1 pseudogene (only partly in view) is annotated in these 16,118 nt (G+C 52.7%); it reads right to left on the reverse strand.

What is annotated here, in order from left to right:
- Positions 1–16,118, reverse strand: a pseudogene (locus tag BN1546_RS25060) (amino acid adenylation domain-containing protein) (it continues 13,918 nt past the right edge of the window).

Genomic DNA, 16,118 nt, shown 5'->3' on the forward strand with positions numbered 1-16,118 from the left:
TCACCTGTACCAATTGCTCAATCGTCGGATATTGGAAAATATCTCGCAAGGCCAGCTTGTGATTCAGCTCCTGATGGATTTTCGCCATCAGTGTTGTAGCGCGCAGAGAATGTCCTCCCACTTCAAAGAAGTTATCCTGGATGCCTACCCGCTGATGATTCAGAACGCTTTTCCAAATACGTACCAATTGTTCTTCCAGCGGTGTCCGCGGCGCAACATACTCCGTACCTCCTTCGAGGCGCGCTTCCGGTGCTGGCAACGCTTTGCGGTCAATTTTTCCGTTTGGTGTCAGCGGGAATTGATCCAGTGGTACGACATACGTCGGGATCATATAGCTCGGCAGTTTGGGCTGGAGTGTGCTGCGCAGCTCCGGCAAATTCAGCGCCTCCGAAGCTACGACATACGCGCACAGATCTTTGTCTCCGTTTTCGTTTTCCCAGGCGGTGACGATGGCTTTCTCAATGCCATCCACAGTCAGCAGCTGCGCTTCCACCTCGCCCAGCTCAATCCGGAAGCCCCGGATTTTGACCTGATCATCCATTCGGCCGATAAAGTCTACATTGCCGTCCGGCATCCACCGCGCCAAATCGCCTGTGCGGTACAGTCGTTCGCCCGGTACGTACGGGTTCGCTACGAATTTTTCCACCGTCAGGTCCGCACGGTTTAGGTACCCCCGTGCGACCCCGGCTCCGCCGATGCACAGTTCGCCCAGTACACCGATCGGCACCGGATTCAACTGGCTGTCCACGATGTAGAAACGGGCATTCAGCCACGCCTGACCAATCGGCACATGACCGCTGCTTGGCAGCTTCGACAGCTCTTCGTCATAGAAGCTGGAGTCAATCGCCGCTTCCGTGACGCCATAGCTGTTCATGATGCGGATATCTGCGCCAAACCGCTCTTGCAGCACCCGGTAATCCGCCACACTACAACTGTCTGAGCTGGTGATCAGCAGTTCCATGCTGCTCATGTCCAGCCCCTGTTCATGCACATGTTGCATAAACGGTACGATCAGGGCCGGAGTTGATTCGAACACGGTAATTTGATAATCACGAATCCATCCGTGCAGACGGCTAAAATCAAGTCGGTCGTCTTTCGGACAGATGACCATCGTGCCGCCGTTATAGAGCGTCCGCGCCATATCCCCGACAAACACGTCGAAGGAGAAGCTGGCCAGTTGCAGCAGTCGTACTGGGAACTCGCTCAGGCGATAATCCCGGCGATACGCCGCAGCCGTATTCACCAAACTGCGATGCTCAATCATAACACCCTTCGGACGTCCGGTTGTTCCGGAGGTGTAGATCACATACGCCAGATCCTGCGGTTCGTTGATGTGATCAACGTCTGTCGTATCTCCGGTGTACAGTGACTCATCGTCCAATGCCAGCATGATTTGCAGACGCAGCTTTGTTGCCGATTCAGATGCTGCTTCGCTGTCAGACTTCGAATCTGATTTCAAGCTCACGCCTTCATTCAGGTTGTCTCTTTCCATCGTTTCAGCGCTAACTGCCGTCTCCAGCTCACTCTCAGTCTGCCCTCCGGCCAAGGCCTGCCGGCTTTCTTCGAGCCATATCTGCGCATGATCCTGCAAGTTTGTTTGGGTCAACAGCACCGTCGCACCGCTGTCCTCCAGCATGAAACGAATGCGTTCGGACGGATAATCCGCATCCAGCGGCACATATGCGCCTCCAGCCTTCCATACCGCCAATACGCCGACCAACATGTCTACCGACCGTTCACTCAGAATGCCGACAATCGATTCGCGTCCGATACCTTCATTTCGCAATCTACGCGCCAATTGGTTCGCACGCTTGTTCAGTTTCCGGTACGTAAGCTGTTGCTCCTCGTACACCACCGCCACGTGATCTGGTATAAGCTGGGCCTGTTTTTCCACAAAGGTATGGAACAGGGCTCCTGCTTCAACAGCAACATCCGTTACGCCCACTTCTCCAAAACCGTAGATGAGTTGCTCTTGTTCCTCATCGGTTACCATATTCAAAACTGCCAGTGGCTGCTGTGGATGATAGGCAATCGCTCGAACAATTTCCGCAAAATGCTGTGCCAATCGCGTCATGGTCTCCCGCTTGTACAGCACTGTGCTGTATTCCAGACTGCACAGAATGCCTTCTGGCTGCTCTATTGCCTCCAAGCTCAGATCGAATTTGGATGTATGATTATCCAGTGGATAGGAGTTCAAGCTCAGCCCTTCCAGCTCGAACTCCCGCTTCTCCAACGTTTTCAATTCAAACATCGTGTCGAACAGCGCATTCCGGCTCGTATCCCGCGCTACATTCAATTTTTCAACCAATTCTTCAAAAGGATAATCCTGATGCTCATACGCACTGAGCGCATGTTCCTTGACCTCTTGCAGATACTCAAGGAACGATTTGTCGCTGGATGGATAATTACGAATCGCCAGCGTGTTAATGAAGACACCGACTAGATTACTGAGCTCCGCATGCGGTCGTCCTGCAATCGGCGTACCGACTACAATGTCCTCTTGGCCTGTGTATTTGTGCAAGAGTGTGGTGTACGCAGCCAGCATCACCATATACAGGGTAGAGCCGGTCTGGGCAGCCAGTTCTTTCAGGCGTTCACTAACCTCACGCTCCAGTACAAATTCGATCGTATCCCCTGCCGTACTCTGTACCGCTGGGCGAGCAAAGTCCGTAGAGAGGTCCAGTACAGGCAGTTCACCTTGGAAAGTGCTCAGCCAGTACGCTTCCTGACGCTGCATCCATTCCTGATGGGCTTCGCTTTGCTGCCATACGGCATAATCTTTGTACTGAATCCGCAATGGCGCCAGCTCTTCACCGCCATACAAACGGACAAACTCATCAGTCAGGACCTCCAGGGACACCCCATCTGAGACGATATGGTGCATATCGAGCATAAGCAGATGTTGGGATTCCTGTTCTACTCCTTGAATGCCCAGATCCACCAAGCCTACTCGCAGCAGCGGCGCAGCTTTGAGATCAAACGGACGGACAAAGCGCCGCACCAGCTGTTGCGCCTCTATGTTGACCCTTGTGTACGTATCTGTAGTTGTGTCCTGATCTGTATCCGCAATCACATCTTCTGCCTGTATCTTCGTATATTCCACCTCGAATGGCACGGTGTCCTCGATCCATTGCATCGGCTCATTGTCCACCAGCTCAAAACGGGTACGCAACGTCGCATGGCGGGTGATCAGTTGACGGAACACGTCTTCCACTCGTTTCACGTCCAGCGGACCGCTCACTTGCAGCACCGACGGCATGTTGTAGTTCACATCCAGCGGATCGAACTGATGCAGCACATACAGTCGTTTTTGCGCCGAGGATAGTGGATAGAAGCTACGCTCTTCCGTTACCGGAATGGACGCATACGCCACCTGATCCAGACCTTCCAGCACGGCTGCCAGTTGTTCAATCGTTGGTGCTTCAAAAATACTGCGCAGAGGAAGCTGCTTGTTCAGCTCCTTATGAATCTTCGAGGTTAGTGTCGTCGCCCGCAGCGAATGTCCGCCAATCTCGAAGAAGTTTTCCTTCACGCCAACTTGCGCCAGGCCCAGCACATCCTGCCAAATTTGCGCCAGCTTCACTTCCACCCACGTCCGCGGCGGGACATAATCGGCCCCGCTTTGCAGGCTACCTTCCGGTGCTGGCAGTGCCTTGCGGTCGATTTTGCCATTTGGACTCAGTGGCATCTGCTCCAGCTGTACAAAGTAGGACGGCACCATGTAGCTTGGTAGTTCCTGCCCCAGCTCACTTCTCAGCTCGCTGGCACTGATTTCTTGCCCCGCGACATAGTAGGCGACCATGTGTTTTTGTCCCGTTTCATCTGCACGAGCCATGACAATCGCTTCTCGTACCGATTCCACTTGGAGCAACTGCGTTTCGACCTCGCCCAGCTCAATCCGGTACCCCCGGATTTTCACCTGATGGTCGATCCGGCCCAGATATTCAATGTTCCCGTCCGGCATCCATCTCGCCAAATCGCCGGTACGGTACATTCGCTCATACCCTGCTTCCCCGCCGGCAAACGGATCAGCTACAAATTTCTCGGCCGTCAGCTCTGGACGGTTCAGATATCCTCGTGCTACGCCTATACCGCCGATGCACAGTTCCCCTGCCACACCAATCGGCTGCAATTGCTCCGTGCCTTCCTTCACGATGTACAGACGAATGTTTTGAATCGGTTTCCCGATCGGAATAACCGCATATTCCTCTGACGCCTCGCAATCAAAGTACGATACGTCCACCGTCGCTTCGGTTGGTCCATACAGGTTGACTAGCTTCGCTCCGGCTAGGCTCGACACGAGCCGCTGGAACCTCGCCACATGCTGTGGCGGCAACGCTTCACCACTGGCAAAGACATGGCGCAGTGTGCCCAGCTTCGCTTGCATCACTTCTCGTGGCTGCTGTTCCACATACTCCAGGAACGCATGCAGCATGGCTGGTACAAAGTGCATCGTAGTCACGCCATCGCGGGCAATCGTGTCGACGATGTCTTCCGGGTTCTTTTCCCCGCCGACCGACAGCAGGCTTACCTTTGAGCCGACCATCGACCACCAGAACAGCTCCCACACCGACACGTCGAAGGTAAAGGCGGTCTTTTGCAGAATCGTATCTTCCACGCTTAGGCCATACCGATCATGCATCCACAAAATCCGGTTTAGCACGGAATGGTGTTCCACCATCACGCCCTTCGGTTTTCCGGTGGAACCGGAGGTATAGATCACATAGGCCACATGGTGCGGTCCGGCCAAGGGCTCCAGATTCGAGCCATCTTCGTGATAGATGTCCTCACGGTCCAGCACCAGCACCCGGCCGTCGAAACTCAGCGATGCTTGCTCCGCCAGATGCGATTGCGTCAGCACTAGCTTCGCGCCCGAGTCCTCCAGCATAAAGCGGATGCGGTCGGCCGGATATTCCGGATCGATCGGTACATAAGCTCCGCCTGCCTTGAGGATCGCGTAGATACCTACGATCATGTCCAGCGAACGGTGAAGCAGAATGCCCACCGGCTGATCCGGTTCCACCCCTTCCGCACGCAGCGTCCGGGCCAAACGGTTGGCTCGCTCGTTTAGCTCACGGTAGGTCAGCGACTCTTCACCGCACAGTACCGCGACTTGCTCCGGCATGTTCGCGACCTGCTGCTCAAACAGACTGCTTAGTGTCTGATCCTGCGGATAGGCTGCCGCTGTATCTCCCCATACCTGAACGATCTGTGCCTGTTCTTCCGGTGTCACCAATTCCAGCTCATTCACACGGATATGCGGATTGTTCACGATTTGCCCGATGACATGCAGTACATGTCCCTGCATCCGCTCGATCGTAGACCGGTCGTAAACATTCGCGTTGTATCTGAACATGATGCGGAAGGTTTCATCCGGCATCACAATCAAATCCAGATCATAGTTCGTCTGCTCAACAACCTCTACATTCGTAATGTCAAATGCAGACGGACGAACTTCACCCAACTGCTCGACTTGCTCCTCTACCGGATAGTTTTCAAATACCATAATGTGATTAATCAGATGCTGCTTCTGCTCGGTCAGCGCCTGAATTTCATACAGCGGGAAGCTGTCATATACCCCCGAAGCCAGCGCTTGCTCCTGCGTGTTCCGCATGATTTCGACAAACGTGGCATTTCGTTCACTTTGAATCCGAACCGGAATCGTATTAATGAACAGACCGATCATATTTTCTACGCCAGCAATATCCGTCGGACGTCCAGATACGACACTGCCGAATACAACATCTTCATTGTTATTATATTGCTGCAAAATAACGCCCCACACGCTCTGCATCAGCGTATTGATCGTGACCTGCTGCTGCTTTGCAATCCGGTACATGGCTTCGCTCCACGTTGGATCCAGATCTACCGTTACTTTTTCAGAAACATATTCGCTGGCTTCGCTTGCTGTCGAGGATACCGCATGTTCCCTGCTGTCCGTCACGTGGTCTTTCGATGCAGTATCCGATCCAGGCAGCAACGTCTGCTGTTCAAAGCCCGCCAAATAGTTGCTCCAATACTCTTTTGCCGCACGTTCATCCTGACGCTCTAGCCACTCGATATATTGGCCATACGGTGTGATCGGAGCCAGCTCCGGCTGTTTCTGCTCCAGCAGCGCAAAGTACGTACCAAACACCTCACCCGTAACGAGCGATAAGCACCAGCCGTCCATGATAATGTGATGGAAGCTCCAAACCCAGTGATACGTTTCTTCATCGGTCTGCCATACCTGTACGCGCATGAGTGCATCCGTACCGAGATCAAAGCCCCGAGCCTGATCCTCCTGCTTCAACGCCTGGATATACGCCTGTTGTTCTGCTTTCGGCATTCCGCGTACATCCTTGAAGGACAGATCGCTATCTTTGTGACGGAACACCAGTTGCAATGGCTCCTGACCGTGTCCGGTCTCAAACCGATGGAAATTCGTCCGCAGCGCTTCATGACGCTGTGTCAGCAGATCTAGGCTCTTGCGGAAAACAGCAACATCGAAGCTGCCTTTTTGATCAAACGAGGCTTGCTGGAAGTATGCACCTGAGTCGGGTTCCATCAAGCTATGGAACAGCATCCCTTTCTGCATGGGAGAAAGAGCATACACATTTTCCAGTTCACCCACAGAAGCCGTTTGCTCCGTTAATTGCTCCAGTTGTTCCAACGACAAGCCTTTGAACAAGACATCGCTTGGCGTTAGTTCGCTCCGCTCTTGGGAGGCACAATGCTTGATTACTTCCTGCAAGCTTTCCCGTAGCAGCCGGGCAAACTTCTCTACATTTTGCTGATGATATACTTGGCTGTCATAGCGAATTTCCAAGGTCAGCACGCCTGCTGTAATCATGCCGTTCACATTCAGCGGCTGCTCCAGCACGGTATAACCACTCATCGGTTCTCCGTCCGTATGCGAAGACAGCACGATGTCACTCTGTTCCAAATCCTGATCAAATTGTCCCAAATAGTTAAAGCTGATCTCAGGCTGCAGGCTCCAGGAAAGATTAGCGTTATCCTGAGACAGATATTTCAGAATACCGTAGCCAATGCCCTTATGCGGCACATGACGCAGGTCCTCTTTGACCCGCTTGATGCGCTGCCCTACTTCCGCCTTTCCATCCACATCCAGCAATACTGGATACTGACTCGTAAACCAGCCCACGGTACGTGTGATATCCACATCTGGAACAATAGCCTCCCGGCCATGTCCCTCCAGATTGACCAGCACACGCTTCTGCCCGCTCCAGTTGTACAATGCGCTGCCGAGTGCGGTTAACAGCAGATCATTGACCTCCGTGTTGTACGCACGATGTGATTCCTGAAGCAGCAACCGGGTTTCCTGTTCGCTCCAAGCTACGGTCACCGTCTCACTATCTCTGACCCAAAAATGCTGTCCTGCTGCTTTGTCTTGATCCTTAGGTAGCGATGCAACTTCCATGTGGGCAAGACGCTGCCAGTATTCGCGTTCGTTGTCAATGGCCGGACTGTTCGCATATTGAGACAACCGTTCTGCCCAAGTGGAGAACGAATCCGTTTTATAAGGCAAGCGAATCGCTTCTCCCCGAACGGCCTGCTCATATCCAGTCGCAAAATCTTCAAACACAATCCGCCATGAGATCCCGTCTATAACCAAATGGTGAATGGCAATCAGTAAATGATCTCCATCCATGCAGCGGAAAAGTCCCAGCTTCACCAGCGGTCCTTCATCCAGATGAATGGAGCTTTGGATGGCATTGGCTTTCATCTCAATTGCGGCTGCCACCTCTGCCATGTTTTGCACATCCGTCAAATCTACAACGTCCAGACTGTACAGCTCGCCTTCGTTCACACCGCGATTCCACGCCTCATAGCCCTGTTCGGTCTGACGGAAGACCATACGCAGCGCATCATGATGCTCCGTCACCTGGGTCACCGTGTGATGCAATGCGCCTATGTCGAAGCCTTCTGCTCTATGCAGCATCACCGACTGGTTAAAATAGTGCGGCTCTGCCGATGCTTGTCCAAAGAACCACTGCTGAATCGGAGTCAGCTTAACACTTCCCGAAACCTCGCCCTGATCGGCCGTACGGCTAACTGGGTGTACATGACCACTCAGCAGCGAAATGGACGGATATTGGAACAAATCCTTCATGTCCAGCTTGTAGCCCGCTTGCAGCAAGCGGGAGGATACCTGGATTGCTTTGATCGAATCGCCGCCCAGATCAAAGAAATTATCTAAAATCCCGATGTTCTTCGTTCCTAATACAGACTGCCAAATCGAAACCAACGTCTGCTCCAGTGCTGTGCGCGGCTCTACATAATCCGCTCCGCTTTGCAGACTGCCTTTCGGTGCCGGCAGGGCCTTACGGTCGATTTTACCGTTGGGTGTCAGCGGCATCTGCTCCAACTGAATGAAATACGAAGGCACCATGTAGTTTGGCAGCTCCTCACTCAGGAAGCTGCGCAGCTCCCCAGCGCTTACGTCTCTTTCAGCGACATAGTACGCCACCAGTTGGTTTTGCCCCTGCTCGTCCGCTTGGGCCAGTACGATGACCTCTTGCACGTCTTCCACTTTCACGATTTGTGCCTCGACTTCGCCCAGTTCGATCCGGTAGCCCCGGATTTTTACCTGATGGTCGATCCGGCCCAAATATTCAATGTTGCCGTCTGGCATCCATCTCGCCAAGTCCCCCGTACGGTACATTCGTTCATAGCCTGCTTCACCCACCGCAAACGGGTTCGCTACAAATTTCTCTGCCGTCAGCTCTGGGCGATCCAGATAACCACGCGCCAGACCCGGACCGGACACGCACAGCTCACCCGCTACGCCGACCGGCGCCAAATGTCCATGGATATCCACCATGTATACCCGGTGATTCGGCATAGGACGTCCGATGGAAATGAGCTGTCCTGCCCTTTCATCCTCGGATACCGGCCAAATGGATGTTGCCACCGAGTTTTCGGTTGGACCATAGCCATTGTAATACGCCACCTGATCCTTCCACTTATATACCAGTTCTGTGGAAGACGCTGAACCCGCAGTGAACAGAATACGCAGGCTTGACATCCGCTGCGGCTCCAGATACACCGCATAGGTCGGTGGCAAAGCAGCCACCGTAATGTGGTGATCCGCCATATATTGCTCAAACCGCTCGTAGTTCAAAATCGTCTCTGTTGTTGGCACATATAACGTAGCCCCGCAGAACAGCGCTTGGAAGATTTCCCAGCAAGCCGCATCGAACGAATAGCTGGCAAACAGCAGTGCATGATCCGTTGTACTAATCTTGAGTGTCTGATCAAAATACGTTTTCAGATTGCAGAGCCCGTGATGCTCCAGCATAACGCCCTTCGGCTGCCCGGTTGTACCCGACGTATAGATTACATACGCCAAATCGTTCGGACCAGACAGCGGCTCCAGATTGGAACCATCCCCGTGGTACACGGTTTGTGCTCCATCCAATACCAGTACTTGACCATCAATAACTGCTTTGTCCATCAGATGACTTTGTGTTAACAGCAGCTTCGCACCCGAGTCGTCCAGCATGTAGCGGATACGTTCCTCCGGATACGTCGGATCAATAGGGACATATGCGCCTCCAGCTTTCAAAATCCCGAAGATGCCCACGATCATATCCACCGAACGCTCGGTCATCAGACCCACCAGCCGATCCTTCGTCACGCCTTGACTGCGCAAGGTACGTGCCAGACGATTCGCGCGTTCATTCAGCTCGCGATAAGTCAGCGTTTCTCCTTCAAAGAACAAGGCTGTCTGCTCTGGCGTCTCTAATGCTTGCGCTTCGAACAAGCCGTGAATCGTTTGCTCGCTTGCATAGGCTGCCGCTGTATTGCCCCACACCTCAACGATTTGCTTACGCTCCTGCATCGTAACCATGTCCAGTTCATGTACACGAATGTTCGGATTCGCTGTCACCTGCTTCAGCAGCTGCACCAGATGACCTCGAATTTGCTCCACACTTTCCCGTTCAAAGGCTAGGGCATTATAGCCAAAGCTCATATGAATGGTGTTTCCCGGCAGCACTACCACGTTAAAGTCATAGTTGGTCTGCTCAACGGACTCGGCTCCTGTGATCGTGAAGCTGGACGCCTCACTACTACCTAATTGCTCAATTTGCTCCTCTACCGGATAGTTCTCAAAAATAAGAATATGATGAATCAAATCCTGCTTAAGCTCCGACAACCCCTGAATTTCATACAACGGATACGTATCATACACATGGGAAGCAATCGATTGCTCCTGGATGTGCTTCATCACGTCGGAGAATACGCTGTCCACCTGACTGCGGATACGCACCGGAATCGTATTGATAAACAGACCAATGATATGCTCCACATTCGGAATGTCTGCCGGACGTCCAGATACCACACTGCCAAACACGACATCATCGGTGCCATTATATTTTTGCAGCAAAAGGCCCCATACGGTTTGCATCAACGTATTGATGGTCACCTGATAACGCTTGGCTATGCGCTGAATACCAGCTGTGAGCTCTGCGCCCAAATCAAAATCCAAACGCTCCGACTGATACCCCGTCTTACCCTGAATTTTTGCCTGTGGCAAGCGGGACTGCTCCTCATATCCATCCAGAACCTTGCTCCAGTAGCTCGATGCGGCCTGACGATCCTGCTGCTCTAGCCATTCGATATATTGACTGTACGGCGTTACAGGGGCCAGTTCCGGCTGTTTATGAGCCAGTATCGCAAAATAACTCGCAAACACTTCGTTGGTCACCAGTGACAAGCACCAGCCGTCCATCACGATATGATGGAAGCTCCATACAAAACGGTACGATTCCTCACCTGTGCGCAAAACAGCGACACGCATCAAAGCATCCTGCGCCAGATCAAAGCCTCTTTGCTTGTCTTGGCGCGTAAATTCGAGCATGTACTCGTTTTGCTTCTCTTCCTCCATATCCCGCAAATCCTCAACATACAGTTCGCTGCGCTTATTCCGGTACACGACCTGAAGCGGTTCATCCTTCCAGCCGCTGTAGAAGTTCGTACGCAGTACTGTATGCCGCTGCACCAATACATCCAAACTGGCCGCAAAGGCAGCGATATTAAACTCTCCTCGCAGATCAAAGGAGGCCTGTTCAAAATATGCTCCCGATTGCGAATCCATCAGATTGTAAAAGAGCATGCCCTTCTGCATCGGCGTCAGTGCGTATACATTTTCCAGCTCACCAATACGTGCCGCCTGTTCCGCGATCTGTTCCAGCTCTCCAGTCGTCAGACCTTTGAAGGATACATCACTTGGCGTCAGCTGAGGCTGCTTTTGAGCGGCGCAATGCGCAATGACCTCCTGCAAAGCAGATTTCATTAGCCCCGCCACCCGTTCCAGCGTTTCTTTACGATACTGCTTACGGCTGTAAGCGATCGTCAAGCGCAGCTTACCTTCTGAGATCATCGCGTTCAAATCCAGCGTGTACAGTAACGGTGAATGGGCATCCTCTGTTTCCCCTGCACGGTAGGAGGACAACGTGATTCCACTGTTTTGCAGATCTTGATCGACTTGACCCAAATAGTTAAAGCTGATTTCCGGCTCGGCTGCGATCGTGCCCACTTCATCTGCAGGCAACGCAGAGGACAGGTAACGCCAAGTGCCATAGGTCAGGCCTTTATGCGGAATCCGGCGCAATCCTTCCTTCGTTTCTTTAATCCGCTGAGCCAGCGTCAGGTTTGCACCTGTATCCAGCAGCACTGGATACAAGCTCGTAAACCAGCCTACTGTACGTGTAATATCCACCTCTGGCAAGATCGCTTCCCGACCGTGTCCCTCCAGGTTCACCAGTACATGGCCTGCACCTGTCCAGTTGTGCACCGCGAGTCCCAGCGCGGTCAGCAGCAAATCATTGACCTCGGTGTTATAGGCGCGATGGGCCTGCTTCAGCAGTTGCTGGGTTTCAGCTTCAGTCCACTCCACCGTTAGCACTTCGCTGTCTGCATTCACGGAGCCCTCGTAGGCAAAATCCTTAGGCAGTGGTGCAGCTTCAGCTTTGACCTGTTCCAGCTGCTTCCAATAGACTTCATCCGATGCAGCCTCAGGACGGTTAGCATAAGAGGATAACTCCCGTGCCCAAGTTTGGAAGGAATCTGTTTTATAGGGCAATCGTACAGGCTCGCCCTGGATCGCCTGCTCGTAGCCTGTCGAGAAATCTTCAAACAGAATCCGCCACGACACCCCGTCCACCACCAAGTGGTGAATGGCGATCAGCAGATGGTCGCCCTCCGCTGTGCGGAACCATCCGAGTTTCACCAAAGGTCCTGCGGACAGGTCCATGCTGCTTTGGATTTCCGTTGCCTTCGCTTCCAGCGCTTCCGCATAAGCGGCCCGTTCACGGTAATCTACCATTTCCAGTGTATATAACGTGCCTTCCTCTACATGGCGAGTCCAAGCTGTATAACCAGCGGAAGTCTGATGGAATACCATACGCAGCGCATCATGATGCTTCACGAGGTGATCCATGGCTTGGCGAATTGCCGTCTCCTCAAAGCCCTCCGCGCGATAGAGCATGACCGCTTGATTAAAGTGCTGTGGACGCTCGCGCTCCTGCGCCAAGAACCAATGCTGGATCGGAAGTAGCGCCGTTTCCCCGCTGACTTCTTCCTGATCTGCCATACGACGGACCTCGTGCATATGCGGTGCCAGAGCTTCAACGGTTGGATACTGGAACAAATCCTTCATGTCCAGCTTATAGCCAGCCTGGAACGCACGGGATGCGATTTGGATCGCCTTGATCGAATCACCGCCCAGATCAAAGAAATTGTCCAAAATACCGACCGTCTGCAGCCCCAGTACCGACTGCCAGACCGCTACCAAAGCGAGTTCTTGCGCCGTACGCGGCTCGGCATAATCGGCCCCGGTTTGCAGGCTGCCCTCTGGTGCAGGCAATGCCTTGCGGTCGATTTTGCCATTCGGTGTCAGTGGCAGCTGTTCCAGTTGTACAAAGTAGGATGGCACCATGTAGCCTGGCAACTCCCGTCCCAGCTCACTTCTTAGCTCGCTGGCATCGACTACTTGTCCCGCGACATAGTAGGCCACCATGTGGTTTTGGCCCATTTCGTCCATACGGGCCACGACGACCGCTTCGCGTACCGATTCCACCTGGAGCAGCTGCGATTCGACCTCGCCCAGCTCAATCCGATAACCCCTGATTTTCACCTGATGATCGATCCGGCCCAGATATTCAATGTTGCCGTCCGGCATCCATCTCGCCAAATCGCCGGTGCGGTACATCCGTTCATAGCCTGCTTTGCCTCCGGCAAACGGATCTTTCACAAATTTCTCGGCCGTCAGCTCCGGACGGTTCAGGTAACCTCTGGCTACGCCGACACCGCCGATGCACAGTTCCCCTGCCACACCAATCGGCTGCAATTGCTCCGTGCCTTCCTTCACGATATACAGACGGATATTTTGAATCGGTTTCCCGATCGGGATAACTGTATATTCCTCATCCGGCTCGCAATCAAAGTACGATACGTCCACCGTCGCTTCGGTTGGGCCGTACAGGTTGATCAGCTTCGCTCCGGTCAGGCTCGATACGAGCCGCTGGAACCTGGCCACATGCTGTGGCGGCAACGCTTCACCACTGGCAAAGACATGGCGCAGTGTGCCCAGCTTCGCTTGCATCACTTCCCGTGGCTGCTGCTCCACGTACTCCAGGAACGCATGCAGCATGGCTGGAACAAAGTGCATCGTGCTCACGCCATCGCGGGCAATCGTTTCGACGATATCTTCCGGGTTCTTTTCCCCGCCCACGGACAGCAGGCTTACCTTCGAGCCGACCATCGACCACCAGAACAGCTCCCACACCGACACGTCGAAGGTGAAGGCGGTCTTTTGCAGGATCGTATCTTCCGCACTCAAGCCGTACCGATCATGCATCCACAAAATCCGGTTCAGCACAGAATAGTGTTCCACCATCACGCCCTTCGGTTTTCCCGTGGAGCCAGAGGTATAAATGACATAGGCGACATGGTGCGATCCAGCCAGTGGCTCCAGATTCGAGCCATCTTCGTGATAGATGTCCTCGTGATCCAGTATCAGCACCTGGCCGTCGAAACTCAGCGATGCTTGCTCCGCTAGATGCGATTGCGTCAGCACCAGCTTCGCGCCTGAGTCCTCCAGCATAAAGCGGATGCGGTCGGCCGGATATTCCGGATCAATCGGCACATAGGCTCCGCCTGCCTTCAGGATCGCATAGATGCCTACGATCATGTCCAGTGAACGGTGGACCAGAATGCCTACCGGCTGATCCGGTTCAACCCCTTCGGCACGCAAGGTGCGTGCGAGACGGTTGGCTCGCTCATTCAGCTCTGCGTAGGTCAACGATTCCGCTCCGCACAACACCGCCACTTGCTCCGGCGTGTTCGCTGCCTGCTGCTCGAATAATGCGCTTAGCGTTTGATCCTGCGGATAGGCTGCCGCCGTATCTCCCCACACCTGAACGATCTGTGTCTGCTCTTCCGGTGTCACCAATTCCAGCTCATTCACATGGATATGCGGATTGTCCACGATTTGTCCGATGACGTGGTTGATATGACCATAGATACGCTCCACAGCAGACCGGTTATACACCAGCGCATTGTATTCAAACAGGATAGAGATATCCTCATCAGGAACGACAATCAGATTAAAATCGTAGTTGGTTTGCTCTGCAAGTGCCACATTGGCAATAGAGAAGCCTGTTTGTGCCTTTGTCTCGCCGGAACCGCCCATCTGCTTCATCTGCTGCCCGATTGGGTAGTTTTCAAAGACCATGATGTGATGAATTAGGTCTTGTTTTTGTTCAGTCAGTGCCTGAATGTCGTACAGCGGGAACGTGTCATAGACACTGGAGGCCAAAGCCTGTTCCTGTGTACGCTGCAATACTTCAGCAAATGTAGCATCCGGTGCACTGCATATCCGTACCGGAATCGTGTTGATAAACAAACCGATCATGTTCTCTACGCCTGCAATTTCTGCCGGACGACCGGATACAACACTACCAAACACAACATCCTGATTATTATTGTATTTCTGTAAAATAACGCCCCAAACGCTCTGCAGCAATGTGTTAATCGTTATATGTTGTTGCTTGGCAATTCGGTTTAATGTGGCACTCCGTTCTTTACCCAACATAAATGGCAGCTTTTCCGAAACATAACCGGAATTTGAACTTCCACCGCTTCTGTCTGTATCTTCATCGCGTTCTACTACAGAAGCTTGCACGTTCTCACTAGGCAACAATGTTTGCTGCTCAAAACCTGCCAAATAGTTACTCCAATAACGGGTCGCTTCCCGTGCATCTTGATGTTCCAACCATTCGATATAGTCACTATACGGCTTGACAGGTGCGAGCTCTGGCTGCTTATTCTCCAGCAAGGCAACATATGCACCAAACACTTCGTCCGTCATCAGGGACAGGCACCAGCCGTCCATCACAATATGATGGAAGCTCCATACAAAACGGTATGAGCGATCACCCGTGCGGAAGACAGCTACGCGCATGAGCGCATCCTTGCTTAAATCAAAGCCTCGAGCTTTGTCCTGGGCCACAAATTCAGCTACAGCCTGTTCACACCCTCTGACATCCTCATAAAAGAAGCTCGGATTTTTATGACGATAGACAATCTGCAACGGTTGACCATGCCAGCCACTATAGAAATTCGTCCGTAATATAGCATGTCGACTAACCAGCAGCTTCAAGCTTTCCTCGAATATAGACGGTGCAAAGTAGCCCTCAAGATCAAAGGTCGCCTGCTCAAAATACACGCCTGTTTCTGCATTCATCAAACTGTGGAACAGCATACCCTTTTGCATTGGCGTTAGCGGGTACACATTTTCCAATTCCCCAAGCGTCTTTGTCTGCTCCTTAATCGTATCTAATTGCTCCAGGGTCAGACCTTTAAACAGTACATCACTTGGAGTCAATTCGGTCCGCTCCCGTGTGACACAATGCTCGATCATTTCAAGCAGATTGGATTTCAACAGATCAGCCAGCATCTGCACGGTGTCCTTACGGAAGGCTTTTCCGTTATACCGAATCTCCAGTTCCAGGATGCCGTTCGTTACGATTCCGCTCACTTCGAGCGCATATTTCATCTTCGTACGGTCACTAATGACCGATCCCATCGAGTAAGGAGACATACGGATATCG

Origin of the sequence: Paenibacillus sp. Mc5Re-14 (assembly GCF_001049835.1) — a bacterium.
Lineage (GTDB): Bacteria > Bacillota > Bacilli > Paenibacillales > Paenibacillaceae > Paenibacillus > Paenibacillus polymyxa_C.